This window comes from Brucella sp. TWI559, from assembly GCF_039674265.1.
Lineage (GTDB): Bacteria > Pseudomonadota > Alphaproteobacteria > Rhizobiales > Rhizobiaceae > Brucella > Brucella chromiisoli.
Map to the genome: position 1 here is coordinate 43,562 of NZ_JBDJNE010000004.1, position 26,547 is coordinate 70,108.

Consider the following 26,547-nt stretch of genomic DNA (forward strand, 5'->3'; position numbering starts at 1 on the left):
AGCCATGCACAAAAACTTGAAAATCATTCATGAACGCTATCCTATTGCCGGGAAATTCACAATCTCCCGCGGCTCCAAGACGGAGGCTTCGGTCATCGTGTGCGAGATAAGCCATGAAGGAAAGCGTGGGCGTGGCGAATGTGTGCCCTATGCACGCTATGGCGAATCGATTGAGAGTGTGAGCGAACAGATTGAGGTCGTGCGTAAGGCCCTTGAAAAGGGTGCAACGCGTCAGGAAATACAGACAATTATGGCCGCCGGTGCCGCGCGCAATGCGGTTGATTGCGCGCTCTGGGATCTGGAAGCAAAAATATCTGGCAAACGTGTTGCAGACTTGCTTGGAACACCGACCCGCCCGCTTGAAACTGCGATTACGGTGTCGCTCGGTACGCCTGCTGAAATGGCTGAATCGACGGCTAAGGTTGCCCATTATCCGCTGATCAAGGTCAAGATGGGGGGCGATAATGACATTGAGCGTATTTTGGCTGTTGCAAAGGCTGCTCCCAACAGCCGCATTATCATCGATGCCAATGAAGGCTGGACTGATGACAACATTATAGAAAACATGGCCGCTGCCGCAAAGGCCGGTGTGGTTCTGATCGAACAGCCCCTGCCCGCTGGCAAGGACGAAATTCTCAGCCGAATTGAACGTCCGGTCATCATTTGTGCCGATGAAAGCGTGCATACGTCGATTGGTCTTGAAGACCTCGCAAAGCGTTATGATGCAGTCAATATCAAGCTCGACAAAGCCGGCGGTCTGACAGAAGGGCTGATCATGCGCGAAAAGGCAACTGCGCTTGGATTGCAGATCATGGTTGGCTGTATGGTCGGCACATCGCTGGGTATGGCTCCGGCCGTGTTGCTCGCACAGAAAGCCAATGTCGTTGATCTCGATGGTCCACTGCTCTTGGCGCAGGATCGCATTCCCGGCCTTCATTATGATGGTGCTCTTGTTTATCCGCCGGAAGCGGCCGTCTGGGGTTGATTATGGGCATCCTGTGCTGCCTGCGTGAGGCGCGTTGCTGATGAGAGCACGTTCTCGAAAATATCCGCGCAGGCCTCCCATGTGAAGGGTTTGAGGACTTCAGCAGGGTTAAAGGCAGGCATTTCAAGGGCAGCAAGACAAGCAGTCTGCAAATCTTCCGAAAGAACGCCTGCGCCTGTGGCACCCACAACATCGGATGATCCGGGAACAGGATAGGCCGCTACAGGAAGGCCTGATGAAATAGCTTCCAGCAGAACAAGGCCGAATGTATCGGTTCTGCTTGGAAAAACGAAAACATCCGCTGATGCATAGACTTGCGCCAGCTCTTTGCCCTCTTTTTTTCCGATAAATACCGTATCCGGGAAACGCGACCTGAAATCATTGAGCGCAGGGCCATCGCCGACAATCAGTTTTGTGCCGGGCAGATCAAGCTCGAGAAATGCTGGCAGGTTTTTTTCTGTCGCAACGCGTCCAACACAGATGAAAACTGGCTTTGGAAGGTCTCTTGCCACATCATCACGCGGATGAAACAGCGTGCGGTCAACACCGCGCGTCCATAATTCCAATCCCGTAAAGCCGCGCTCCCGCAAGTCATCCAGAATGGATTGGGTCGGAACAAGTGTATGCGATGCAAGATTATGGAAGCGGCGTAAAAATGCATAAGTCCATTTTGGTGGTATGGGAAAGCGGTCCTGAAGATATTCCGGAAAGCGCGTATGGAAACTTGTCGTGAAGCTCCAGCCCATCTTAAGACATGCCCTGCGCGCCATAAAACCAAGCGGACCTTCGGTTGCGATATGCACATAATCGGGTTGCATCTTAAGCAATCGCCGCCGGACGGCAGCCGGTGTTGTCATGGCCAGACGAATTTCTGGATAAGTCGGACACGGAACAGAGCGATAATCCAGCGGCGAAACAACAATCACCTCGTAGCCACGTGCTGTCATCAGTTCACAGCATTTTGTCAGCGTTCTCACCACGCCATTCACTTGCGGATGCCACGCGTCTGTCACGATGACGAGTTTCTTCATCTGTTGCTATTCACCGCTTTTCGAGTTTGTTTTGGAAGCCTGATTATCTTGCTGCTTTCCCGATCAGCCGGGATCGATGGGCGTTGAGCGAGACATTGCGTCCATTCAAGCAATTCCATGCGACCATCGAAATGCTCGACAACCGCTGTGCAGCTTTCGACCCAGTCCCCGGTATTGATATATTCAACACCATTCATATTTCCGATGGTTGCGTGATGAATATGACCGCAGATCACACCATCCACGCCGATGCGTTTTGCTTCATCGGAAACCACGTCTTCAAATTTTCCAATGAAATTGACAGCCTTCTTCACGCGAAATTTGGCCCATGCGGAAAATGACCAATAACGCAATCCGAACGTCGCGCGTATACGGCTCATAACCGTGTTGATCCAGATCGCTGTGTCATAGGCCCAGTCACCCAGATAGGCGATAAAGCGCGCATTGCGCACAACCACGTCGAACTGGTCGCCGTGGATGACCAGAAACTTGCGGCCATCCGCAGCTTCGTGAATGGCGCGGTTCATCACCTCGATGCCGCCAAAATGTGTACCCTGAAAATTTCGCAGAAATTCGTCGTGATTGCCGGCGATATAAATGATTGTCGCGCCTTTGCGGCTTTTGCGTAGCAGTTTCTGCACAACATCATTATGCTCCTGCGGCCAGTGCCAGTTGCGACGCAGGCGCCAGCCATCGACAATGTCGCCAACCAGATAGATCGTTTCCGCCTCGTGATAGCGCAGAAAATCAAGCAAAAGCTCAGCTTGAGCTGCTTTGGAACCAAGATGCACATCTGAAATGAACAGGGTGCGATATTTTTTTGGATCGATCTGTTCTTCGCTCATTTGGTTGTCCTTCCGACTGGCAACCCGAATTTGAATGAAGAAAACCCGATTCATGTCACAAACATATGACGGCATTTTTGAGTGAGGATTTGTTGGACATTTCCGCGCGTCAACCAGAATCCGGTTGATTGCCACATCGGCTTAGTGGCATGTCTACGGCCATAAAAAGCAGTTTCGTTCAAAATACCGTTGGATTGCGGAACAACTGCTTCTCGAAATCGGGCCTATAGTGATTTGATAGTTTGAGATAAAAACGATATTGGCTCACATGACGCGAATAGGCGTCCTCACGCGGTTTCCCTCCGGCTGCGCGTATGAACTGGAAAGCGATGCTAAAATGACCGACAAAAAGACCCCCTCCACTTCCACGCGTTCAGATTTTGACGAAGCGGCCCTGTTCTTTCACCGCTACCCGAAACCGGGAAAGCTCGAAATTCAGGCGACAAAGCCGCTTGGCAATCAGCGCGATCTGGCACTCGCCTATTCGCCCGGTGTTGCAGCGCCTTGCCTTGCGATCCAAGAAGATCCATCCACTGCTGCCGAATATACGGCGCGCGGCAATCTGGTGGCTGTCATATCCAATGGTACGGCTGTGCTGGGACTTGGGAATATCGGCGCGCTTGCATCCAAGCCGGTGATGGAAGGCAAGGCCGTTCTCTTTAAGAAATTCGCAGATATTGATGTGTTCGACATTGAAATTGAAGCGCTTGAAATCAACCGTATGGTCGACGTGATTTCGGCGCTTGAGCCAACTTTTGGCGGCATCAATCTCGAAGACATCAAGGCACCTGAGTGTTTTGAAGTTGAAGAACAGCTTCGCGCGCAGATGAATATTCCGGTTTTCCATGACGACCAGCACGGAACGGCAATTATCGTTGCCGCTGCCGTTATGAACGGTCTGGAACTGGCCGGCAAGAAGATCAGTGAAGCGAAGATTGTAACGTCTGGTGCTGGTGCAGCAGCCCTTGCCTGCCTCAATCTGCTGGTTAAACTTGGTGCAAAACGCGAAAATATCTGGGTCTGTGACATTGAAGGCGTGGTCTATGAAGGCCGCAATACGCTTATGGACCGCTGGAAAGATGTTTACGCGCAGAAGACGGATGCGCGCGTGCTCGCCGATGTCATTGGCGATGCCGATGTGTTCCTTGGACTTTCGGCTGCGGGTGTTTTGAAGCCAGAACTGCTTAAGCAGATGGCTGAAAAGCCGCTTATCATGGCGCTGGCCAACCCGAACCCGGAAATCATGCCAGAGGCTGCACGCGAAGCGCGCGCTGATGCCATGATTTGCACCGGACGTTCAGACTATCCGAACCAAGTGAACAATGTTCTCTGCTTCCCTTACATTTTCCGCGGTGCACTTGATGTTGGCGCCACTGCAATCAACGAGGAAATGAAGCTTGCGGCCGTCCGTGCCATTGCTTCACTTGCCCGTGAAGAACCTTCTGATGTCGCCGCACGCGCCTATTCGGGCGATACGCCAACTTTCGGACCAAACCACATCATTCCTTCGCCGTTCGATCAGCGGCTGATTCTGCGTATCGCGCCTGCTGTTGCCAAGGCTGCGATGGAGAGCGGAGTTGCCACGCGTCCGATTGAGGACTGGGAAGCCTATATGGACAGGCTGACCCGCTTCGTGTTCCGCTCAGGCCTTATCATGAAGCCGGTCTTTGCTGCCGCGCGTGCACAGAAAAATCCAATGCGCGTGATCTATGCTGATGGTGAAGATGAGCGCGTATTGCGCGCTGCGCAGGTGGTGATTGAAGAAGGCATTGCATCGCCAATCCTCGTTGGTCGTCCGAATGTTATTGAAACACGTTTGAACCGTTATGGTTTGAAAATTCGGGCGGGTAAGGATTTTGAACTGATCAACCCGGAAGACGATCCGCGCTACCGCGATTATGTCGATCTTTATTTGTCTTTCACGGGGCGTCAGGGCGTAACACCTGAAGCAGCACGCACGATCGTCCGTACAAACTCGACTGCAATCGCCGCCCTCGCCGTTATGCGTGATGAAGCAGATGCAATGATCTGTGGTCTGGAAGGCCGCTTTGAGCGCCATATGCGCGTTGTAAAGCAGATCATTGGCAAGCTGCCGGGCATCAGCGATTATTCCGCATTGAGTTTGCTTATCTCGCAGCGCGGTGCCCTGTTCCTAACAGACACATATGTCAATGTGGAACCTGATGCCGACCATATTGCCGAGATGGCCATTTTGGCTGCAAAAGAAATCAGCCGCTTTGGTATTGAGCCAAAGGTTGCTCTGGTCTCGCATTCAAACTTCGGTTCCAAGGAATCTGCCAGTGCAGAGAAGATGCGCCGGGCTGCAGCACTGCTTGCGGAGAAAGCGCCTGATCTTGAATCTGACGGCGAAATGCATGGTGACTCTGCATTGTCGCAGGCGCTTCGTGACCGTGTATTTCCAAGCTCACGTCTCAAAGGCGAAGCAAATCTGCTTGTCTTCCCTAATCTTGATGCGGCGAATATCACACTTAACGTGGTCAAGACTGTCACTGATGCATTGCATGTTGGTCCTATCCTGCTGGGCGCAGCACGCCCTGCTCATATTCTTACGCCTTCGGTTACTTCGCGCGGTGTCGTCAACATGACAGCGCTTGCAGTTGTTGAAGCATTACAAAGATCCGGTGAAGGCAATCAGAATAAATAATTTAGACAGATCTTTATAATTAAAACGTAATAAACGCCAAGTATTCAAATAATACTTGGCGTTTATGTTTTTTTTAACTGTAATAAATAAACATTGACACATACGAACAACGGGATGGGCTTGTTCTATGATGAGTGTTTATAAGAAATTTACAAACTTACCTTCAGCAGTATTCGCTGTTACGATAGTTGGCTTATTGAGTGGCTGTACAACAACGCAACCTTCACAGCCCTGCACCAGTCAGGAAGCGGCAAGGTTGCATGCACAAATCACGCCAACGAATGCACGACTGGATAGAAATAAAATACAAATTTCACGTATTCGTGCCGAGCAGGCAAAAGAACGTTGTACGGGAAATTTGTTTGCACCTGCAAATAAGTCACCGAAATGTGAGCGCTTGAAAACGCAGGAAGCAAAGCTTGTGTCTGAAAACCAGACACTTTCTGAAAGACTGTCAGAAATTAATGCTGCCATTGCCGGAATGTCTCATCCTGGCAAGCATGTAAAATCCTGCTCGGCCAGCTGGCTGCCGAAGCGCAGCGTTCAGAAAGCCGCGCCAAGCAGAAAATTGGCAAAAGCATCGGTTAAGGTTGCCAGTGCGCAGGCGAAAAAGCCAGTACAAACTGACGGGCTTCCGGTTGAGGATTATGTCGTGCCGGCCTATTCGTCCTATAGCTCAAGCGCAACAGAGCCGGTCGCTTACACAGCATCCGCACCGGTGTTGCAAGCGCCAGCGCACATCGCACCTGTAGAAGCGACGCCGCCTGTTGAACGGGCATATTCGGATAGTGCCAAGGTCAGAGTGATCGGCTCTTCGTTCTTTCCGGACCAATCAAAACCAGCAAATCCGCAAGCTCCGGACCATGCGCCTGCCCCGTAAGCGCGACGCGCAGGGGCATAAAAAGTGTCTTGCCCTTGCGTCCGGTTGCGGTCTTCACAGCATCGGTCCAGATTTTCCAGGTCTGCTTGTCCCAAGGGGCAGCAGGCAGCAATTCAAACGCTTGCTGCACAAATGCCTGATCCTCTTCGGACAGTTCAGGCTTTTCAGGCAGCTCGCCATTGATAATCTGCCACCAATGAGCTGCATCGTTGAAGCGCTCAAGATTACCACGAACAGTCAGCCAGAATGGTTCTGCCTGATCGCCTGAAATTTCCAGTGCTTCGAGACGCTCTTTTGCTTTCTCGAAAGGCATTTCATGCAGCAAAGCGCGGTTAAGCGTATCCAGTTCGGCTGGGTCGAATTTTGCCGAAGATTTTGAAATGGCAGCCAGATCAAAGCGTTCTGCGAGCGCATTCATGTCACTGGCTGCCGAAACAGATTCCGAGGTTCCAATGAGGATTGCCAGTGAGGCAACGGACATCGGTTCATACCCGCTTTCGCGCAGCGAGCCGACTGACAGCGCGCCGGATCGTTTTGAAAGGCCTTCGCCTGAAACGGTGGTCAGCAAATTATGATGGCCGAAGACGGGCGGTTCTGCACCAAGCGCCTTGAAGATGGCAATCTGAACGCCTGAATTGGTGACGTGATCATCGCCGCGGATGATATGGGTAATACCAAGATCAATGTCATCGACAACTGATGGCAGTGTGTAGAGATAGGTACCGTCTTCACGAACCAGAACCGGATCGGACATGGAAGCCAGATCGACAGTCTGTGGTCCGCGCACCAGATCGTCCCAATGGACTTCGGTGCGGGTGGTCGTAAAAGGGTCGCTTTCGAAATTCGGCAAAAGGAAGCGCCAATGTGGCTTGCGGCCTTCGGCTTCAAAAGCTGCCTTCTCCTGATCCGTCAGCTTCAGGGCTTCACGGCCATAAACAGGCGGAAGGCGACGCGCGAGACGCAGTTTGCGGCGGCGTTCAAGTTCATCGGCTGTTTCATAGCAGGCATAGAGAAGACCGGCCTGTTTCAGCTTTTCGACAGCCTTGGCGTACACATCAAATCGCTTCGACTGGTATTCGATCCGGTCAGGCGTCACACCCAGCCATGCAAGATCGACAGCAATGGCGTCAGCATATTCCTGCTTAGAACGCTCTACATCGGTATCGTCGTAACGCAGAATGAATTTGCCGCCATTCTTTTTGGCGTAGAGCCAGTTTGAGAGCGCGGTACGTGTATTGCCAATATGAATATAACCCGTCGGCGACGGTGCAAAACGAACTGTAACAGTCATGACTCAATCTTTCAGCGGTCGCGGAAGCGGTTCGTTATTGGATAACGACGATCACGTCCAAAATTCTTCTTGGTAATTTTGACACCGGGCGCAGACTGGCGGCGCTTGTATTCCGCCAGATTAAGCAGGTGCTCGATCCGTTGTACCGTTTCAAGCTGATGGCCGCGCGCGACAATCTCAGCATTGCTCATTTCGTTTTCAACGAGGCACTCAAGAATGTCATCCAGCACCGGATAAGGTGGCAGACTGTCCTGATCGGTCTGGTTTTCACGCAATTCTGCGGATGGAGCCTTTGAGATGATGTTTTGTGGAATCACCTCGCCTGCAGGCCCAAGGCTGCCCGCCGGAACATTGTTGTTGCGCCATTCCGACAACGCATAGACCTGCATTTTATAGACATCTTTGATGGGGTTAAAGCCGCCATTCATATCGCCATAAAGCGTTGCATAGCCGACCGACATTTCGGACTTGTTACCGGTGGTTACAACCATCGAGCCAAACTTGTTGGAGATTGCCATCAAAATGGTGCCACGGGCACGGCTCTGGAGGTTTTCCTCCGTCACACCGGCTTCTGTGCCTTCAAACAAAGGCTTGAGTGCAGACAGAAAACCCTCGACAGGTTCGGCAATCGGCACAATATCATAACGCACGCCGAGCGCTTTGGCGCAATCGGCAGCGTCTTTGAGCGACTCTTCGGACGTGTAACGATAGGGCAGCATCACGCAGCGCACGCGATCCTTGCCCAACGCATCGACGCCTAACGCTGTGCAGATCGCCGAGTCGATACCGCCTGAAAGACCAAGCACAACATCCTTGAAGCCGTTCTTGTTCACATAATCACGCAGGCCCAGCATACAGGCCGAATAATCAGCTTCCAGACCTTCCGGCAGCGTAGCCTTTTCGGCCTCCTCGCAATGCCAGCCCTCGCCGTCCCGCTTCCATATGGTCAGTGTAATGGCTTCTGCAAATTGCGGCATTTGCAGGCGAAGCGTCTTGTCGGCGTTAAATACGAATGAGCCACCATCGAAGACCAGTTCGTCCTGCCCGCCCACCTGATTGGCGTAGAGCATGGGAAGCTCGGTTTCGATGACCTGTTTCAGAACCACCTGATAGCGGCGCTCGATCTTGGCGCGGTGATAAGGCGAACCATTGGGCACCAGCAGGAGTTCAGCACCACTTTCGGCCAGTGTTTCCGCAACACCGAGATCACCCCATATATCTTCGCAGATCGGAATGCCGATGCGGACACCGCGGAAATTGACTGGTCCGGGCATTGGGCCCGACTGGAAGACGCGTTTTTCGTCAAATTCGCCATAGTTGGGAAGATCGACCTTGAAACGCTCGGCAATGATTTCACCGCCATCCAGAACAGCGACAGCGTTATGCAGGCCACTGTCACGCTGCATCGGTGTCCCGATGATGACACCTGGTCCACCATCTGCTGTGTCTTTGGCAAGCGCAGCCACAGCCTTTTCACAGGCTGCGACAAAGGCCGTTTTGAGAACCAGATCCTCCGGCGGATAACCTGCAATAAACAGCTCCGTGAACATCACAAGGTCGGCGTTCATTTTGGCTGCTTCTGCGCGGGCTGCACGCGCCTTGGCAAGATTTCCGGCGATGTTGCCCATAACAGGATTGAGCTGTGCAACGGCAATACGAAGCATGTCGAGATTCTCGTTTACGCTGATCATGCGTCAGCTTTAGCGCGCTTGTGCAATTAATTGCAACGGATGGCGTTCAAGAACAGTCGTTCTTTATCGGATCATATAGGTTGTGATCAGAATATAGCCCCATGTGGCGGCGACAAAAACAATCGCGATCAGAACAGCGAGCGAGCCGCAATCCTTGGCAATCTGAATTTCCTTATGAAAATCACGCGAAACAGCATCGCAAGTGGCTTCAATACCGGTGTTGAGCACTTCAACAAGAATGAGAAATAGGATCGATCCTGTCATGAGCAGAAATGCCAGCCCGCTCGGAGCAAGAAAGAATGCGATTGGCACTGATAACAGGAAAAGCACCAGTTCTTGCTGAACTGCCTTTTCATGAGCGGCCAAGTAGCGAAGAGCACGCATTGAATTGAGAAACGCCAGAAAAATTCGCTTCATTGATGCCCCCAAATGAGTTTTCGCCAAAACCAATAAGCGAATTCATTTGAAACACAACAGGGCGGAGAGTGAATTCTCCGCCCTGCGCTTGTTTCAAAGTGACTTTATTCAATCAGGCGTTAACGGCCTGCTTCTCCGAGCCCAGATCCCGTTCCTTCTTGAGCAGTTCTGCCAGAAGGAAAGCCAGTTCAAGCGCCTGATCGGCGTTCAGACGTGGGTCGCAATGCGTGTGGTAGCGGTCATGCAGATCTTCTGCTGAAATCGCACGCGCACCGCCCGTACATTCGGTGACGTTTTTGCCGGTCATTTCGACATGGATACCGCCCGGATGTGAACCTTCGGCGCGATGGATCGCGAAGAAGGACTCAACTTCCTTGAGGATACGGTCGAATGGACGCGTCTTGTAACCGCCTGCTGTGATCGTGTTGCCGTGCATCGGGTCGCAAGACCAGACAACCTTACGGCCTTCACGTTCAACGGCGCGGATGAGCTGTGGCAGATGATCGCCGACCTTGTCGTAACCAAAACGCGCGATGAGCGTCAGGCGTCCAGCTTCGTTTTCAGGGTTGAGAAGATCGATCAGCCGGATGAGATCATCGGGCTGTAGCGATGGACCGCATTTCAGACCGAGCGGGTTCTTGATGCCACGGCAATATTCGATATGCGCATGATCAGCCTGACGTGTGCGATCGCCAATCCAGATCATGTGACCCGAAGTGCCGTACCAGTCGCCAGAGGTCGAATCGACGCGCGTCAGTGCTTCTTCATAGCCGAGCAGCAGCGCTTCATGGCTGGTGTAGAAATCGGTTTCACGCAGCGAATGATTGCTGTCAGAGGTGATGCCGATCGCCCGCATGAAATTCATCGTTTCCGAAATGCGCTGCGCCAGTGCAGCGTAACGCTCTGCCTGCGGGCTTTTGCCAACAAAGCCGAGCATCCACTGATGTACGTTTTCAAGGTTCGCATAACCACCCTGCGCGAAGGCACGCAGCAGGTTCAGTGTCGCAGCGGACTGGCGATAAGCCATGTCCTGACGCTGCGGATCAGGGATACGCGATGCTTCGTCGAAATCGATGCCGTTGATGATGTCGCCACGGTATGATGGCAGCTCGACACCATTGAGTGTTTCCATATCGGAAGAACGCGGCTTGGCGAACTGACCGGCAATACGGCCCACCTTAACAACAGGCTTGGATGCTCCGAATGTCAGCACGACGGCCATCTGCAAAAAGACGCGGAAAAAGTCGCGAATATTATCCGCGCCATGTTCTGCGAAACTTTCCGCACAATCGCCGCCCTGAAGCAGAAATGCCTTGCCTTCGGCAACGTCTGCCAGCTGGCTTTTCAGCTTGCGGGCCTCGCCTGCAAATACGAGCGGTGGATAGGTACGAAGGCGAGCCTCAACATCGGTCAGAGCCTGTGCGTCTGGATAAGACGGCACTTGCTTGATCGGTTTGTCTCTCCAGGAATTTGGGGTCCAGTTCTTCGTCATTTCACACCTGTTTTAATTATCCGCGCGATTTCTCTCGGATTAGTTCCTCCTTGCACGAAAGCTGAAATGCGTTTGTGCAAGACAATTCAATGTCTGTGCACGCATAACAGCACGCGTGATCGCGTTGATATAATGCAGACGCTCACTTTATACCAGCGAGAATCGTTAACAGGATGGGAGTGATACGAAAGTTCAACTTTCGAGCTTTTGCCCGTTCACCACGCGGTAGGTCGGCTTATACATTGTAACCAGTTCTTCCGCCGCTGTCGGGTGAACCGCCATGGTGCGGTCGAAGTCGCCCTTGGTTGCACCAGCTTTGAGCGAAATCCCAAGCAGCTGTGCCATTTCACCGGCATCCGGCCCCATAATATGGGCCCCGACAACCTTCCGGCTCCTGGCATCAACGATGAGTTTCATCAGCGTTTTTTCGTTGCGGCCTGAAAGCGTGTTCTTCATTGGCCGGAACAAAGCGCGATAAACTTCCAGCTCAGCATATTTCTTTGCAGCTTCATCTTCCGGCAAGCCAACAGTGCCGATTTCAGGCTGCGAGAAAACTGCCGTGGCAATAAGCTCATGATCGGGTTTCGTTGGATTATCTTTGAAAGCTGTTTCAAGGAAGCACATTGCTTCGTGGATCGCGACCGGCGTCAACTGAACGCGATTGATAACATCGCCAACAGCCCAGATATTGGAAACGCTTGTGCGGGAATAATCATCGACTTCGATGGCACCCAGCGCGTCGGTTTTTACGCCTGCCTTTTCAAGACCAAGGCCCGCGGTGTTGGGTTTGCGGCCAATTGCCAACATGGCTTGACCGACATCGAGTGTTTCGCCATTGGTCAGCGAAACTTTCAATGCGCCATCAGATTGCTTTTCGACCTTCTCAAAAACTGCGCCGCAGATGATGCGAATGCCTTTAGAAACCATGGTTTCATGAAGCAGTTGACGCAGATCGTGGTCAAAGCGCGAGAGGATTTCTTTGCCGCGGTAGACGATTGTCGTTTCAACACCAAGACCATGGAAAATATTGGCAAATTCGACTGCGATATAACCGCCGCCAGCGATGGCGATGGATTTCGGCAACTCTTCCAGATGAAAGGCTTCATTAGACGTAATGCAATATTCATGGCCGGGCAGCGCGTCATGCGCGCTTGGGTGACCGCCCGTTGCAATCAGAATTTGATCCGCAGTGACACGGCGCCCGTCAGCTTTGAGTTCGATTGTGTGTGCATCGATCAGTTCTGCGCGACTTGCAAAAATATCGACGTTCGAGTTTTCAAGACCTTTGCGATAAAGACCTTCAAGCCGATCAATTTCCTTGTCTTTCGCCGCGAGAAGCTTTTTCCACTCAAAGCTGCTTTTGCCAACATTCCAGCCATATCCGGCCGCATCTTCAAAGTGCTCGGGAAATTGCGAGGCGTAAACGAAGAGTTTTTTGGGGACACAACCACGAATAACGCAGGTGCCGCCCATACGGTACTCTTCGGCCAGACCGACCTTTTTGCCCATTGCACCGGCCAGGCGCCCTGCCCGCACACCACCGGACCCACCACCGATAACAAAAAGATCATAATCATAACCGGCCATGGGACTCTCCATTTAAATCTGATGCGTGACACTTATGTAAGCAAAAGAAAAAGCCCGGCCAAGTCGCCGGGCTTTTAAAATCTGCGTTACAATAAGAAATTACTGCTGAGCAGGCTGTTCAGGCGTAGCCGTAGCACCTGCCTGGGCTGCGAGAACTTCTGCAACCGAAGTCGCGAGATCGCGGGCAATTCCGTTCTGCCAGATATTGGCAGCCTTAACGACTTCGCGCGTTACAATCGGGCCTTCAGCAAGCAGCTTTTTGCCTGCTTCGGAATTGTAGAATGCAGCGATTGCTTTGAGTTCATCTTCGCTGAACGCATTTGCATAAGCGCGAGCCGATTCAGTTTCGAGATCAGCGCGGCGAGCAGCAAGCGCGAGCGCTTTGTCATCAACAGTCTTGGTGATGAGCGCTTCAAGATTTGGGTCTTTCTGAATAAGTTCCCCCTTCAGCGCCCGTGCGGCACTCGGCAGGATCTCATCAAACTGTTCAGTCGCCTGAATGGAAGCAATTGCCGCGCGGGCAGCGTCCAGATGCGAAGCGGAAATTTCCTGTGCTGAGGCCGCATGAACGCCTGACAGCAGGACGAGTGCGGAAAACGGTGCAATCAGACGGCGGAAGCCAGTTGCCGGGATCATATGGTCAGTACTCCGTTCAAACAATTCTTATAGGCGGTTTAAGGCCGGGTCATGGTTCGGATGCCGTCAGCGCCTGCAATGATTGCGGCCCGTGCCAGTCCGATAAAAAGTCCGTGCTCGACAACGCCCGGTATGGCGAAGAGAGCGTCAGATAGAATCTTTGGATCGGGAATGCGGCCAAAAGATGCATCCACGATATAATGCCCACCATCCGTTACAAATGGTGAGCCGTCTTTTAAACGCAGGACCAACGGACCTGCAAGGCCGCATTGCGAAGCAGCCAGTTCAATAGCGCGTAAAGTTGCGCCAAGTCCAAAACGATTGACTTCAATCGGCAGCGGAAAACGGCCAAGCGTCTCAACAACTTTCGACCCGTCTGCAATAACAATCATTGAGTCGGAAGCGGCAGCGACGATCTTTTCACGCAGCAATGCACCACCTCCGCCCTTGATGACTGAAAGATTAGGATCGACTTCATCAGCGCCATCGACGGTCAGGTCAAGATGCGGCGTTTCTTCCAGAGTCGTGAGTGGAACCCCCAATTCTCTGCAAAGATCAGCTGTGCGTTCCGATGTCGGTACGCCAATGATTTTAAAGCCGGAATTTACCTTTTCTGCAAGCAGACGCACAAATTCTTCTGCCGTCGAGCCGGTTCCAATTCCCAGACGCATTCCAGTTTTGACATGTGTCAATGCCTCGGCGGCAGCGGCGATTTTGAGCTTTCGTGCTTCATCCATGCCTGAAATATCCATGCCTGAATTTCTATCTTCCCATCGGATTCTTATCCGTCTCCGGCAACGCCTCTAGCATGCGGGAGCATCGCAACAAAGCTCTCAATATGAATTATCGTTATTTTTGCGATGAACTCTTATTTCATCTCTGTCTTGAGAAGGTACGAACTTGAGCCTATCTCGAAGATCAGCTAGCACTGCATCAACACAGATTTTTTCCCGAAAGAAGCATCATGTCCGCTGCCAACTCCAAGCCCATTATCGTTTTCGACCTCGATGGCACATTGGTTGAAACAGCGCCAGACCTTCTGGGCAGCTTGAATCACTGCCTTGCAATCTCGGGCTTGCAAACGGCTGACCATGGTCAGCTGCGCCGCTTTGTGGGACAAGGTGGCCGCGTTATGATCGAGCGCGCTTTTGCAGCGCAGCAAAAACAGCTTGATGATGCGAAGCTTGATCACCTTGTTGAAGAATTCCGCGAGCATTATGCGGCACACATGCCGGGCGACTCGGCATTTTATCCGGGCGTCCTTGAAGCCATGGATCGTTTTTCTTCGAATGGTTACACATTGGCGGTTTGCACCAACAAGTTTGAAACATTGTCGGTCAAGCTTTTGACTGCAATGGGTGAAGCTCATCGCTTTGCGGCAATTTGCGGTGCAGACACATTTGCATTCCGCAAGCCAGATCCGCGCCATTTGATCGAAACAATTGCCAAGGCGGGCGGAAACCGTGATCGCGCCGTGATGGTTGGAGACAGCCGTACAGATATTGATACGGCGAAAGCAGCCGGTATCCCTGTTGTTGCCGTAGATTTCGGTTATACTGATTTGCCGGTTCAGCATTACGAGCCAAGCCGCGTCATCTCGCATTATGATGAATTCACACTTGAAATGACTGAGCAGCTTTTGGAAGCCGTTGCAGATAAAGTCTGAAACAAGGTAACGCTATTATGAAGCAAATTCTTATATTTACCGCTGTTTCTTCAATAGCGTTATCAGCAAGTGCTTTTGCAAATGAGCCGTCACAGACGGGACTACCGGGCGTGAAGATGCAAAAGCCGATCGTATCGGCACCACCACCTGCACCTGAACCCGATAGTCAGCCAGCGGGAAGTTGGAAAAATTTCCGCGTTGGCAATACTGATGTTTCGATTTCCGGCAGCGTTACCGTTGACGTGGGGAGTGGCAATAGCCGAACATCCGGGCGATAGAGCATTTCGTATTTTGATTGAATCCCTGGAAAGGCTCTATCAATTTGTTACGCATTATCCCACGCAAAACCGCTTCGCACTTTTGCTGAAAATCCTCTAGAGCGAAGCCCAGACGGCGGGTAACTGCTCTGGCAAATCCTCTGCAATTAGCCCATGTCCGAAGCGTCGGCCTGCATCTGCATGGATCCATACGGCAGTGCCTGCTGCTTCAAAGGCTGGCATTCCCTGTGAAAGCAATCCGCATACAATGCCAGCCAGCACATCGCCCGATCCCGCCGTTGCGAGAAATGGTGTGCCATTCGCATTGATAATGGCGCGCCCGTCAGGTGCTGCAATTACCGTATCCGGCCCTTTATAGATCACAACGGCATTTGCCCGTTTTGCTGCTTTGAGTGCCCTATCTGGCTTTGACATTTCGTTCCCGGCTGCAATATCCGGAAAAAGACGCCGAAACTCGCCCTCATGTGGCGTGAGAACAAGCGCCGTGTCGGTATTTCTTTGAGCTTTGAAAAGCTGTTCCGGCTGATTTTCAAAAGCCGTGATGCCGTCGGCATCCAAAACCACGCCTTTTAGATATTCAGAGCGCCCGTTGACAGCTGTCAACAGCATCAAGGCATGATCGCGGGCAAATGACGGATTGCCGTAGCCCGGTCCAAGCACGCAGGCTGCAACCTTGCGCTCCACCAAAAAAGTTTCAACATCCTTTATATTGCGTGTCTCGCGCTGCATGATGCTCGTCAGATGGGCTGCATTGGTTAAAACTGCATCAGGTGGCGAAAGCAATGTGACAGCCCCTGCACCACTGCGCGCTGCCGCCCTTGCCGATAAACGTGCCGCACCTGTTGAATGCACAGGCCCGGAAAAAACTGCCGCATGGCCGCGACTATATTTGTGGGCATTGATTGCAAGTATGGGCAGTTGGTCCTGCCAAAGCTCCGGCGCATTTTCAAAAGTATCTGGAGCGATGCTTTCCAGCACCGTATCGGGAATCCCAATGTCTGCCACATGAAGCACGCCACAATGCGCCCGGCCCGGCTGCAAGAGATGACCGGGTTTCTTACGGAAGAATGTCACGGTTGCGCGTGCCCAAACAGCGGTTCCCAAAACCTGCCCGTCTTTGCCGGATATGCCGCTTGGCAAATCCACAGCCAGCACGGGAATGTTCGAAGCATTGACTGCTTCTATTGCGCTGGCTTCAGCGCCTTCCACCGCGCGCGCCAGACCTGCGCCATAAATCGCGTCAATGACGCCGACAAAGTCTTTGGGTTCAAACGCACTGATACGCCGCACATCTCCTTTATAATAGTGGAGTGCCCTCATCGCATCGGTGTCCGGGCGGGGCTGCGCTGTTCCGAAGCAGGTAACGGCATATCCGGCCTTAGCGAGGAATTGGGCCGCAACATAGCCATCGCCACCATTGTTTCCGGGGCCACAGAGAACGGCGACCCGGCCTCTGGCAAGGAACATGCGCTGGGCTACATCTGCAACGGCATGCCCTGCTGCGAGCATCAGTGAAAAACCATCACGCGTGCCGCTTTCAATTGTCATTTTGTCTGCACGCGACATTTGTTCCGGCGTCAACAGTTCCAGCATGACTCATATTTCCCCTGGTTGTTGGTTGATTAATCGCGCGCCATTCGCTTTGATGCAAGTCTGATTAAGTTCATGGCAGATTGTCTATTTTTTAATCACTGTGCAGAGCATAAAACTGCCGTTGAAAATCTTTCATACGGATTGCCTTGCCGGGATGACAAAAAAAATGCCACTCTGCTGCAAGGAAGGTTAGACTTCTGAAATTATTGAAAATGCGCTAGCCTCAATATCAGCGCCCTTTTCAGCTGAATAGATGCGAAAATTTCGGCAAAATTTGCTGAAAACAACGCAAAACTTAAAAAAAATGGCTGTCACCTAACAAGTTGGCACAGTTCATGCTTCTATATCAGCGAAACGGGCACGACGCCCATTTCCGAACAAGAGCGGAGACCATTCTCTGATGAAAAAGATCGAAGCCATCATTAAGCCTTTCAAGCTGGATGAAGTGAAGGAAGCCCTTCAGGAAGTTGGTTTGCAGGGAATTACTGTAATTGAAGCTAAGGGTTTTGGCCGACAGAAGGGCCATACCGAGCTTTACCGCGGCGCGGAATATGTCGTCGATTTTCTTCCCAAGGTGAAAGTTGAAGTCATCGTCGCCGATGAAACCGTCGATGGCGCCATTGAAGCTATTCGCAAGGCAGCCCAGACAGGGCGCATTGGTGACGGTAAGATTTTCGTCTCCAATATCGAAGAAGTTATCCGCATTCGTACCGGTGAATCCGGCGTGGATGCCATCTAATAAAACCAGCCTACCGAACATCGTCGTGCAAACAGGATATTAAAATGACGACTGCCAATGACATTCTGAAACAGATCAAAGATAACGACATTAAGTTTGTCGACCTCCGCTTCACAGACCCTAAGGGCAAACTGCAGCACGTTACGATGGATATCGGCCTCGTCGACGAAGACATGTTCGTTGATGGCGTTATGTTCGACGGCTCATCGATTGCTGGCTGGAAGGCCATCAACGAATCCGACATGGTTCTCATGCCAGATCCGGAAACCGCTCACATTGATCCATTCTTCGCTCAGTCCACGCTGGTCATTCTCTGCGACATTCTTGATCCGGTTTCGGGTGAAGCTTATGGCCGCGATCCACGCACGACTGCAAAGAAGGCCGAAGCCTACATGAAGTCGCTCGGCATCGGTGACACTGTTTATGTTGGCCCAGAAGCTGAATTCTTCGTATTCGATGATGTGAAGTACAAGGTTGATCCATTCAACACAGGCTTCAAGCTCGACTCAACCGAGCTGCCATCGAACGATGACACCGATTACGAAACCGGCAATCTCGGCCACCGTCCACGCGTCAAGGGTGGTTACTTCCCTGTTCCGCCAATCGACAGCGCGCAGGATATGCGTTCGGAAATGCTCACCGTTTTGACGGAAATGGGCGTAACCGTTGAAAAGCATCACCACGAAGTGGCGTCCGCTCAGCACGAACTGGGTGTCAAGTTCGACACGCTCGTTCGCAACGCCGACAAGATGCAGATCTACAAGTATGTTGTGCATCAGGTTGCCAATGCCTACGGCAAAACCGCAACCTTCATGCCAAAGCCAGTCTTCGGTGACAACGGCTCGGGTATGCACGTCCACTTCTCGATCTGGAAAGATGGCAAGCCAACCTTCGCGGGCAATGAATATGCCGGCCTTTCGGAAAACTGCCTGTTCTTTATCGGTGGCGTTATCAAGCACGCAAAGGCCGTGAACGCATTCACCAACCCATCGACCAACTCCTACAAGCGTCTGGTCCCGGGTTATGAAGCACCAGTTCTGCTGGCTTACTCGGCTCGCAACCGTTCGGCTTCCTGCCGTATTCCTTTCGGCTCGTCGCCGAAGTCGAAGCGCCTTGAAGTTCGCTTCCCTGATCCGGCAGCAAACCCATATCTCTGCTTTGCAGCGCTGCTGATGGCTGGTCTTGACGGTATCAAGAACAAGATTCATCCAGGTCAGGCGATGGACAAGGATCTTTATGATCTTCCTGCAAAGGAGCTCAAGAAGATCCCAACCGTTTGTGGTTCGCTTCGTGAAGCGCTTCAGTCCCTCGACAAGGATCGTGAGTTCCTGAAGGCTGGCGGTGTATTCGAAGACGATCAGATCGACAGCTTCATCGAACTCAAGATGGCGGAAGTGATGCGTTATGAAACAACGCCACATCCAATCGAGTTCGACATGTACTACTCGGTTTAATCAGGATTGCGGGTGGCAATGAACAATTGCCACTCACTCCGGTTAAGGCCATTACCGAGGGGAACGACGTGCCAGAAGGTGCGCGAAAGAAAACCAGGCGAAAGCCGGGTATTCTTTTACAATCAGTATATTATAGTTATCAGTTAAATAATAACTAGAGCGCTTGCAAGACGCGGGCAGCAACCAATATTTCGCTCTCACGCGTTGTACGGCGTGCGCGCGCTTCAGCATCCTCACCCCAATGCTCAATGGTCCAGTCTTCATCAAGATGCGCGCGTTTCCAGCCATCCTCAACAGACACTTCGCCTTTGGCGATTGCCAGAGCGATCAGTGCGGAGCCGGTCAGCGTTGTCATGGTATGCAGCGATGCCAGCGCAATCGGATTTTTGAATTCTGCAAGATGAATGCCGAAAGCTGCAATCGCTTCACGTGATTGTTCGACATGCATCACACCTTCTGCAAGTGCAAAACGGGCGCCAAGGCTTTCCGCCCAGTCAATCAGCGGGTCCCATTGTTCCGTCTGCCGGGCCACAAGTTCTTTCGGGCTTGCCGCGCGATAGCAGATCATGTCCGTTCCGGCAAAGCGCAGAATGTCTTCAAATACCGCTTGCGGGTCCTGCGCAATGCCATCAACAGCCGTATTCACCAGACGGGTCGCAGGCATTTTGGACGGATCGATAACCTTTTCCTGTGCGCGGAATTCTTCCGCAATGATTTCCGCAGCTTCCCGGGTTGGCAGAAGCAGAACGGCCCGCGCCGGGGTTTTGACCGGACGACCATCAAGGTGCACGGTGAAACCGCCTTCAACTTCGGCAACCTCAGCCTTTTCATAAAAACGTTTTGGCAGTGGTGTTCGCATCAGTTCCTGCGAGCGCGCCACCGGGTCTTTCTGGGAGATTGGCATTTCAGCTTGCGGGTCGCTCAGAGTGTCGCGCATAATATTGTCCGGTTCATTAGAGAATAGAGGTATCCATTTCATGCAGGATTGCATGAAGTTCTTCTGGCTTGTTCAAAACGTGATGAGCGCCTGCTTCCACAAGTGAATCCGGGCCATGATAGCCCCATGAAACACCTGCGGCGCGCGCGCCTGCCGAGCGAGCCATTTGCATATCGTAGATCGCATCGCCGATCACGATTGTTTGCTCTGGTTCTATCCCCATTTCGGAACAGGATTCAAGCACCATGGCCGGATGAGGCTTGGACGGGCAATCATCAGCGGTACGAACGATCATGAAATGATGTCCGATGCCATGGCGTTCAAAAATCGAGCGAACGCCACGCTGCGACTTGCCAGTGACAATTCCCAAAAGAAGATCATCGCGGCGGCCAAGCTCTGTCAGAAGAGGCAGAATACCCTCGTAAAGTGGCTCGGTAAAATTCGGCGTCTGGCGAAGTTTTACAAAATTTTCCTTGTAGCGCTGCGTGAGCCAGTGCGCCTTCTCATCAACTTCGCGACCAAGCAGCTGGGCAATCGCTATCGGCAGCGAAAGACCGATGATTGAATGTGTCTGTTCGATTTCAGGCGGTGCCAGCCCAGCGTCAACAAAGCTCGCTGCCATGCAATGATGGATCGTGTCACCGCTATCGACAAGTGTGCCGTCACAATCAAAAAGAACGAGTTTCATGAAGCGGCTCCGGCTTTTGCTGGGCGGTTAATAATAATGAGGCCCAGACCAATCAGGGCAAGCGCTGCAAGGATTTTCCAACCCAGTGGTTCATGAAGCAGCAATCCACTCAGCAACACGCCAAAAGCAGGCGTCAGAAAAGCAAAGTTTGACAATTTGGAAGCCGGATAGCGGCTTATCATCCAGAACCACAGCGGATAGGTCACAGCCACCACGAACATTGACTGAAACAAAAATGACAGCACCGAGAGCATATCCGGGTCGCGGATCAATGGGCCGCTGAAAAACAGCAATGGCAACGGCACGAATGCAGCCACGACCAGCTGATAGAGCAATGTCTTTTCAGGCGCAGCACTTGCAAGCTTCGACCGTTTAATGACGAGCGTGGTCATTCCCCAAAGCATACCGGAAATCAGCGCCAGCAGATCACCGTAGAGTGCATTCGGACCCGGACGGCTGATATGGTCTGAGAACACCACGAAAACACCGATAAACGCCACACACATGCCGATGAAAGCACGCATCGACATACGCTCGCCCAAAAGAAAATGGCTGCCGATTGCCACCCAGAACGGCATGACATTCATCATCAGCGTGACACGCCCGACGCTGGTCAGCTCCATCGCAAGGAAGATCATGACGAATTCGACGCCAAAAAGAAGGCCCGCAAGAATGCCGGGCTTCAGCGTTCCGTCACGGCCAAACAGTGGAATGTTCTTCCAATAGCACCAGAGAAAAACGCAGACACCACCCAGTGCTGCACGGCCGGAAGCCATGAGCATGGGGTTAAACCCACGATTACCAATCTTAATGGCAACCTGATTAAGCCCCCAAGTGAACATGATAAACATCACGAGGGCAATTGCCAGTCCGTCGAATGACACCCTGCCCTGAACACTTCCCCGTGCCGCACCCGACATTGTTACTCTTCCGCGTTTGCCTCATCAAAGCCAAGCAGGTTCCACGATTGTACCATGTGCGGCGGCAGCGGTGCTGTCACATCAATGATGCCACCTGACGGGTTTGGAATGCGAATGCGGCGCGCATGAAGATGCAGCTTCTTTTGAATGCCGCCAGGGAATTCCCAGTTCTGGTCAGCTTCAAAATATTTCGGATCGCCGATGATCGGATGGCCGATATGCGCCGCATGAACACGCAGCTGATGGGTGCGGCCTGTATAAGGCTCCATTTCCAACCATGTCAGATTGTTACCGATCTTTTCGATGATCCGGTAATAAGAAACTGCATGATCCGAATCCGGCTCACCATGCTGGCAAACACGCATCTTATCACCATCTGGCGTTTGCTCTTTGACCAGCCAGGTTGAAATCTTGTCTTCGCGCTTACGTGGAACACCTTTTACCAGTGCCCAATAGGTCTTTTTAGTGTCGCGTTCGCGGAATGATGCTGTCAATGCCTGTGCGGCACCACGCGTGCGCGCAACCACCAGCACACCAGAAGTGTCACGGTCGATACGATGCACGAGGCGAGGCTTTTCACCTTTCTTATTGCGCCACGCTTCCAGCATACCGTCCACGTGGCGCACAAGGCCAGAACCGCCCTGCACTGCCAGACCCGCCGGTTTGTTGAACACAAAAACCTTCGGATCTTCATAAATCAGCATCTGTTTGAGAACATCGCCATCCTGCTGGCTGCGAATGGTTTTCGCCGTCATCGGCCCTGCGGCCTTTTCGTCGACTTCCAGCGGCGGAATGCGCACCATCTGGCCTGCCTGCAAGCGTGTATCTGACTTGGCGCGGCTGCCATCAATGCGGATCTGACCGGAGCGCAACAGTTTTTGCAGGTGCCCAAAGCCCAATCCTGGGAAATGGACCTTGAACCAGCGATCGAGCCGCATGCCCGCTTCGTCTGTGTCCACACTCTTTTGTTCAACGCCTGCCATGGAAAAACCCGATCAATATTTTTTCAGCACAAGCCAGTGTGCCGCTCATTTATGTCTGTCAATAGACGCGCCAAGGGCGGATTGCTAGGCATATTTGGCAAAAATGGAATTCTCGCCCTGTTAAACACCCTGCCAAGAATATGCCAATACGCTATGAATCTTCACGCTCGGTTACATGCATTTTTAATTTATGGTCGACTATGACACCCAATTGCCACGTCTTGCCTTCATTGCATGTTGATAGAATAACGGGACTGCACCATTTAGTCCCTTGAAATAGAACGGCGGGAGTCCCACGGTGTCTTTGTTCAAAATCTACTGGCGTGCCATGGAATATCTTGCAGCAGAGAAAGCTGCAACCATAACCATGTGCGTTGCAAGCGTACTGGTTGCCCTTGTCATGCTGGCCGAGCCGATCCTTTTTGGTCGGGTCATTCAGGCGATTTCCGACAAAGGCGATATCGTTACGCAGCTCGCCATGTGGGCAGCTCTCGGTGCGTTTAACATCATCGCAGCGGTCTTTGTTGCGCGTGGGGCTGACCGCCTCGCCCATCGTCGCCGTTTGGGTGTGATGATCGACTCTTATGAACGCATTATCACCATGCCACTTGCTTGGCATCAGAAGCGCGGCACGTCGAATGCGCTGCATACGCTGATCCGCGCAACGGACTCGCTGTTCACTCTCTGGCTCGAATTCATGCGTCAGCACCTGACCACCGTGGTGGCACTGGTGGCGCTTATTCCGGTCGCTATGAGCATGGATCTTCGCATGTCTATGGTGCTGATCGTGCTTGGTGTCATCTATGTGATGATTGGCCAGCTCGTCATGCGCAAAACCAAGGACGGCCAGTCTGCTGTTGAAAAGCACCACCACAAGCTGTTTGAGCATGTGAGCGATACAATCAGCAACGTTTCGGTCGTGCAGAGCTATAATCGCATTGCTTCGGAAACGCAGGCACTACGCGAATATGCAAAGAACCTCGAAAACGTTCAGTTCCCGGTTCTCAACTGGTGGGCGCTTGCCAGCGGCCTTAACCGCATGGCTTCGACCTTCTCGATGGTTATCGTGCTTCTGCTTGGTGCGTATTTCGTAACCAAGGGCCAGATGCGTGTTGGTGACGTGATTGCCTTTATCGGTTTTGCCCAGCTGATGATCGGCCGTCTTGACCAGATCAGCGCCTTTATCAACCAGACTGTGACGGCGCGCGCCAAGCTTGAAGAATTCTTCGAGATGGAAGACGCGACCGCTGACCGTCAGGAGCCACAGGACGCGACCGATCTTGAAAACGTCAAGGGCGATATTGTTTTCGACAATGTGACCTTTGAATTCCCGAATTCGGGTCAGGGCGTCTATGACGTTTCGTTTGAAGTGAAGCCGGGGCAGACCGTGGCTATCGTTGGCCCAACGGGTGCAGGCAAGACGACGCTGATCAATATCCTTCAGCGCGTATTCGATCCTGCCGCCGGCCGCATTCTGATTGATGGCATTGATACACGCACCGTCAGCCGTCGCTCGTTGCGTCATGCCATTGCCACTGTTTTCCAAGATGCAGGTCTGTTCAATCGTTCGATTGAAGAAAACATCCGTGTTGGTAATGAAAATGCGACGAGTGAAATGGTTCAGGCCGCTGCCAAGGCTGCCGCGGCCCATGACTTCATTCTCGCAAAGGGCAATGGCTACGATACGGTTGTCGGTGAACGTGGTTCGCAGCTTTCAGGCGGTGAACGTCAGCGTCTGGCAATTGCACGCGCTATCCTGAAAGATTCGCCAATTCTCGTACTCGACGAGGCGACCAGTGCGCTTGACGTTGAAACCGAGGAAAAGGTCAAGCAGGCCGTTGATGATCTGAGTGAAAACCGCACGACCTTCATCATTGCGCACCGTCTGTCGACTGTTCGTTCTGCTGATATCGTCTTGTTCATGGACAAGGGCCATCTGGTTGAGCGCGGCAGCTTTGATGAACTCGCTGCTCGCGGTGGCCGCTTCTCCGATCTGCTTCGCGCTGGTGGTTTGCAGCTTGAAGACAAGTCGGAAAAGGCCAAGAAAGAAGACGTTGAAGAAAGCAATGTAATGCCTTTCCCGGTCAAGGGATCGGTTGCCTGATAGGCTTAAACTCATAGAAAAAGGCCCGTTCTGGGCCTTTTTCTATGCAATTGGAACTTCAAAGCTTAGCCCGTCATAACCGGGCTCCACATGATCGGGCGTCTCGCGCATGACCGTGTCGTAATCGAGTGGCACATGCATATGCGTCAGGATTGCGCGTTTAGGCCCGAAAAATTCGACCCATTCCAACGCCTGTTCCAGCGAAAAATGGCTTGGATGCGGGCGATATTGCAGCGCGCCGATAATCAGTACATCAGCATGGCGAATATATTTCAGGCTCTCATCCGGGAATGCGCTGACATCCGTGCAATAAGCAACATCGCCAATACGGAAACCGAGCGATTCAATATCGCCATGAACCTGTGTAAATGGCTCAAAGCGGATCGGCCCTCCCGCACCCGTGATCGAGAAAGCCGTTTCAGCCATGATGTCATGCATTGACAGGATCGGCGGGTAGCTCGATCCAACGGGCGTTTCAAAACAATAGCCGAAGGCCTCAAACAGACGATTGCGTGTCAGCCGGTTGGCATAGACATCCATTAGTCGGCGGTTTTCAACCACATAGGTGCGTAAATCATCGATGCCATGAATATGGTCGGCATGTGGATGCGTATAGATGGCTGCATCAAGCGACGTGACATTGGCATCGATCATCTGGTCCCGGAAATCCGGGCCAGTGTCGATAACAACAACCGTGCTACTTCCCTCAGCATTGAAGCGCTCAACCAGCAAAGCGGCACGGCGACGCTTGTTCTTCGGGTTTTTCGGATCGCAATTGCCCCAATCGCCATTGATACGCGGTACACCGGGCGACGAACCGCACCCGAGAATTGTGAAACGCAGACAATTGCGAGGCGATATCACGATAATTATTCCCCGGCAGGCTTTGGCATTTTGGAGAAAAGCCGGAAGACATTTTCACTGGTCATGTCCGCGATTTCTTCTTTGCTTACGCCGATTGTTTCAGCCAGCACGGCGGCTGTGTGCTGCACGAATGACGGCTCATTACGCTGGCCGCGATGCGGCATAGGCGCGAGATAAGGCGCATCCGTTTCAACCAGCAAACGATCACGCGGAACAATCTGCGCTATTTCGCGAATATCGGCCGAATTCTTAAATGTCAAAATGCCGGAGAATGAGACGTATCCGCCTAGTTCTACGCCTTTTTCTGCCAATGCACGACCTGACGAGAAACAATGCAGAATGAAGGGAAATGCGCCTTTCGCCGTCTCAGTTTCCAGAATATCGGCCATGTCCTGATCAGCGCTTCGGGCATGGATCACAAGCGGCAACTGCGTGCGGCGCGCCGCTTCAATATGCACGAGGAAGCCCTGACGCTGGGCTTCTGGCGGCGCATAATCATAATGATAATCAAGCCCCGCTTCGCCTATGGCGACAACCTTCGGATGCGCGGCCAGCCGCACAAGATCGTCGGCAGTCACATCCAGTTCTTCATGGGCATTGTTCGGATGGGTGCCAACCGAACAATAGACGGACTCATATTTTTCAGCGAGTGCTAAGATCGTATCGAACTTACGCACCCGTGTTGAAATCGTGACCATGCGTTTGATACCGGCGTCGAGGGCACGCTGAACGACAGCGTCGCGCTCCGGTTCGAAATCCGCAAAGTCGAGATGGCAGTGACTATCAACCAGCATATTCAGC

At 52.4% G+C, this 26,547-nt stretch carries 24 protein-coding genes; 8 read left to right on the top strand and 16 right to left on the bottom strand.

Features of this window, described 5'->3' with window-relative positions:
- Window positions 1–4 precede the first annotated feature (4 nt).
- Window positions 5–985, top strand: a complete 981-nt coding sequence (dgcA, locus tag ABE530_RS07340) for an N-acetyl-D-Glu racemase DgcA (RefSeq protein ID WP_499694114.1) — start codon at window positions 5–7, stop codon at window positions 983–985.
- On the opposite strand, the gene ABE530_RS07345 is transcribed toward dgcA, so the two are convergent.
- Window positions 955–2,016 (bottom strand): glycosyltransferase family 4 protein, encoded by a 1,062-nt coding sequence (locus tag ABE530_RS07345; RefSeq protein WP_499694115.1) that lies wholly within the window; start codon window positions 2,014–2,016, stop codon window positions 955–957. The two genes, dgcA and ABE530_RS07345, sit on opposite strands and share 31 nt — an antisense overlap.
- On the bottom strand, window positions 2,013–2,861 hold the full coding sequence (locus ABE530_RS07350) for a UDP-2,3-diacylglucosamine diphosphatase (RefSeq protein ID WP_499694116.1): 849 nt from the start codon (window positions 2,859–2,861) through the stop codon (window positions 2,013–2,015). Before ABE530_RS07350 ends, ABE530_RS07345 begins: the two co-directional genes overlap by 4 nt.
- A gap of 337 nt (window positions 2,862–3,198) precedes the next feature.
- Here ABE530_RS07350 and ABE530_RS07355 point away from each other — a divergent pair, with 337 nt between their 5' ends.
- Both ABE530_RS07355 and ABE530_RS07360 read left to right on the top strand, forming a co-directional pair.
- Window positions 3,199–5,526, top strand: a complete 2,328-nt coding sequence (locus ABE530_RS07355; RefSeq protein ID WP_499694117.1) for an NADP-dependent malic enzyme — start codon at window positions 3,199–3,201, stop codon at window positions 5,524–5,526.
- A gap of 127 nt (window positions 5,527–5,653) precedes the next feature.
- A complete protein-coding gene (locus tag ABE530_RS07360; protein WP_499694118.1) occupies window positions 5,654–6,406 on the top strand; it encodes a hypothetical protein in 753 nt (250 codons plus the stop codon).
- On the opposite strand, the gene gltX is transcribed toward ABE530_RS07360, so the two are convergent.
- The 7 genes from gltX to rpiA all read right to left on the bottom strand — a co-directional run bounded on the left by gltX (window position 6,324) and on the right by rpiA (window position 14,257).
- Window positions 6,324–7,697 (bottom strand): glutamate--tRNA ligase, encoded by a 1,374-nt coding sequence (gltX, locus tag ABE530_RS07365; protein ID WP_499694119.1) that lies wholly within the window; start codon window positions 7,695–7,697, stop codon window positions 6,324–6,326. The genes ABE530_RS07360 and gltX overlap by 83 nt on opposite strands.
- Window positions 7,698–7,708: 11 nt before the next feature.
- Window positions 7,709–9,388: an NAD+ synthase gene (locus ABE530_RS07370; protein ID WP_499694120.1), complete on the bottom strand. Its 1,680-nt coding sequence runs from the start codon at window positions 9,386–9,388 to the stop codon at window positions 7,709–7,711.
- 63 nt (window positions 9,389–9,451) lie between these two features.
- On the bottom strand, window positions 9,452–9,805 hold the full coding sequence (locus ABE530_RS07375) for a diacylglycerol kinase (protein ID WP_265984720.1): 354 nt from the start codon (window positions 9,803–9,805) through the stop codon (window positions 9,452–9,454).
- Between the two features lie 112 nt (window positions 9,806–9,917).
- Window positions 9,918–11,297: a class II 3-deoxy-7-phosphoheptulonate synthase gene (locus ABE530_RS07380; RefSeq protein ID WP_265984721.1), complete on the bottom strand. Its 1,380-nt coding sequence runs from the start codon at window positions 11,295–11,297 to the stop codon at window positions 9,918–9,920.
- A gap of 192 nt (window positions 11,298–11,489) precedes the next feature.
- Window positions 11,490–12,884, bottom strand: coding sequence for a glutathione-disulfide reductase (gene gor, locus ABE530_RS07385; protein ID WP_499694121.1), 1,395 nt, complete (start codon window positions 12,882–12,884; stop codon window positions 11,490–11,492).
- 99 nt (window positions 12,885–12,983) lie between these two features.
- Window positions 12,984–13,520, bottom strand: a complete 537-nt coding sequence (locus tag ABE530_RS07390) for a DUF2059 domain-containing protein (protein WP_265984723.1) — start codon at window positions 13,518–13,520, stop codon at window positions 12,984–12,986.
- Between the two features lie 38 nt (window positions 13,521–13,558).
- Window positions 13,559–14,257 carry a ribose-5-phosphate isomerase RpiA gene (gene rpiA, locus ABE530_RS07395; RefSeq protein WP_499694236.1) on the bottom strand — a complete coding sequence of 233 codons (699 nt, stop codon included), beginning with the start codon at window positions 14,255–14,257 and terminating at the stop codon, window positions 13,559–13,561.
- 227 nt (window positions 14,258–14,484) lie between these two features.
- Here rpiA and ABE530_RS07400 point away from each other — a divergent pair, with 227 nt between their 5' ends.
- The gene (locus tag ABE530_RS07400; protein WP_499694122.1) at window positions 14,485–15,186 is read left to right on the top strand and encodes an HAD family hydrolase; all 702 of its coding nucleotides are present in this window, start codon (window positions 14,485–14,487) and stop codon (window positions 15,184–15,186) included.
- 17 nt (window positions 15,187–15,203) lie between these two features.
- Window positions 15,204–15,464, top strand: a complete 261-nt coding sequence (locus tag ABE530_RS07405; RefSeq protein WP_323054544.1) for a hypothetical protein — start codon at window positions 15,204–15,206, stop codon at window positions 15,462–15,464.
- A 96-nt stretch (window positions 15,465–15,560) separates the two neighbouring features.
- Here the strand turns inward: ABE530_RS07405 and ABE530_RS07410 are convergent, their stop codons facing one another.
- Window positions 15,561–17,057, bottom strand: coding sequence for an NAD(P)H-hydrate dehydratase (locus ABE530_RS07410; RefSeq protein WP_499694123.1), 1,497 nt, complete (start codon window positions 17,055–17,057; stop codon window positions 15,561–15,563).
- A 400-nt stretch (window positions 17,058–17,457) separates the two neighbouring features.
- Between ABE530_RS07410 and ABE530_RS07415 the strand changes: the two genes are divergently transcribed.
- Together ABE530_RS07415 and glnA are read left to right on the top strand one after the other, a co-directional pair.
- Window positions 17,458–17,796: a P-II family nitrogen regulator gene (locus tag ABE530_RS07415; protein ID WP_007874909.1), complete on the top strand. Its 339-nt coding sequence runs from the start codon at window positions 17,458–17,460 to the stop codon at window positions 17,794–17,796.
- Between the two features lie 44 nt (window positions 17,797–17,840).
- Window positions 17,841–19,250: a type I glutamate--ammonia ligase gene (gene glnA / locus ABE530_RS07420; protein WP_265984726.1), complete on the top strand. Its 1,410-nt coding sequence runs from the start codon at window positions 17,841–17,843 to the stop codon at window positions 19,248–19,250.
- 154 nt (window positions 19,251–19,404) lie between these two features.
- On the opposite strand, the gene ABE530_RS07425 is transcribed toward glnA, so the two are convergent.
- The 4 genes from ABE530_RS07425 to ABE530_RS07440 are packed head-to-tail and all read right to left on the bottom strand — an operon-like array spanning window position 19,405 to window position 22,778.
- On the bottom strand, window positions 19,405–20,187 hold the full coding sequence (locus ABE530_RS07425; RefSeq protein WP_499694124.1) for an ATP12 family chaperone protein: 783 nt from the start codon (window positions 20,185–20,187) through the stop codon (window positions 19,405–19,407).
- A 16-nt stretch (window positions 20,188–20,203) separates the two neighbouring features.
- The gene (locus ABE530_RS07430; RefSeq protein WP_499694125.1) at window positions 20,204–20,875 is read right to left on the bottom strand and encodes an HAD-IA family hydrolase; all 672 of its coding nucleotides are present in this window, start codon (window positions 20,873–20,875) and stop codon (window positions 20,204–20,206) included.
- Complete coding sequence (locus ABE530_RS07435; RefSeq protein ID WP_499694126.1) at window positions 20,872–21,795, bottom strand: DMT family transporter; 924 nt, start codon at window positions 21,793–21,795, stop codon at window positions 20,872–20,874. The genes ABE530_RS07430 and ABE530_RS07435 overlap by 4 nt, the downstream gene beginning before the upstream one ends.
- Window positions 21,796–21,797: 2 nt before the next feature.
- Window positions 21,798–22,778 carry an RluA family pseudouridine synthase gene (locus tag ABE530_RS07440; protein ID WP_499694127.1) on the bottom strand — a complete coding sequence of 327 codons (981 nt, stop codon included), beginning with the start codon at window positions 22,776–22,778 and terminating at the stop codon, window positions 21,798–21,800.
- 298 nt (window positions 22,779–23,076) lie between these two features.
- On the opposite strand from ABE530_RS07440, the gene ABE530_RS07445 reads away from it, so the two are divergent.
- The gene (locus ABE530_RS07445; RefSeq protein WP_265984730.1) at window positions 23,077–24,882 is read left to right on the top strand and encodes a glucan ABC transporter ATP-binding protein/ permease; all 1,806 of its coding nucleotides are present in this window, start codon (window positions 23,077–23,079) and stop codon (window positions 24,880–24,882) included.
- Window positions 24,883–24,924: 42 nt separating this feature from the next.
- Here ABE530_RS07445 and ABE530_RS07450 read toward each other — a convergent pair whose 3' ends face one another.
- Window positions 24,925–25,746, bottom strand: a complete 822-nt coding sequence (locus ABE530_RS07450; RefSeq protein WP_499694128.1) for an MBL fold metallo-hydrolase — start codon at window positions 25,744–25,746, stop codon at window positions 24,925–24,927.
- Window positions 25,747–25,751: 5 nt separating this feature from the next.
- A complete protein-coding gene (locus ABE530_RS07455) occupies window positions 25,752–26,540 on the bottom strand; it encodes a TatD family hydrolase (protein WP_265984732.1) in 789 nt (262 codons plus the stop codon).
- Between the last annotated feature and the right edge of the window lie 7 nt (window positions 26,541–26,547).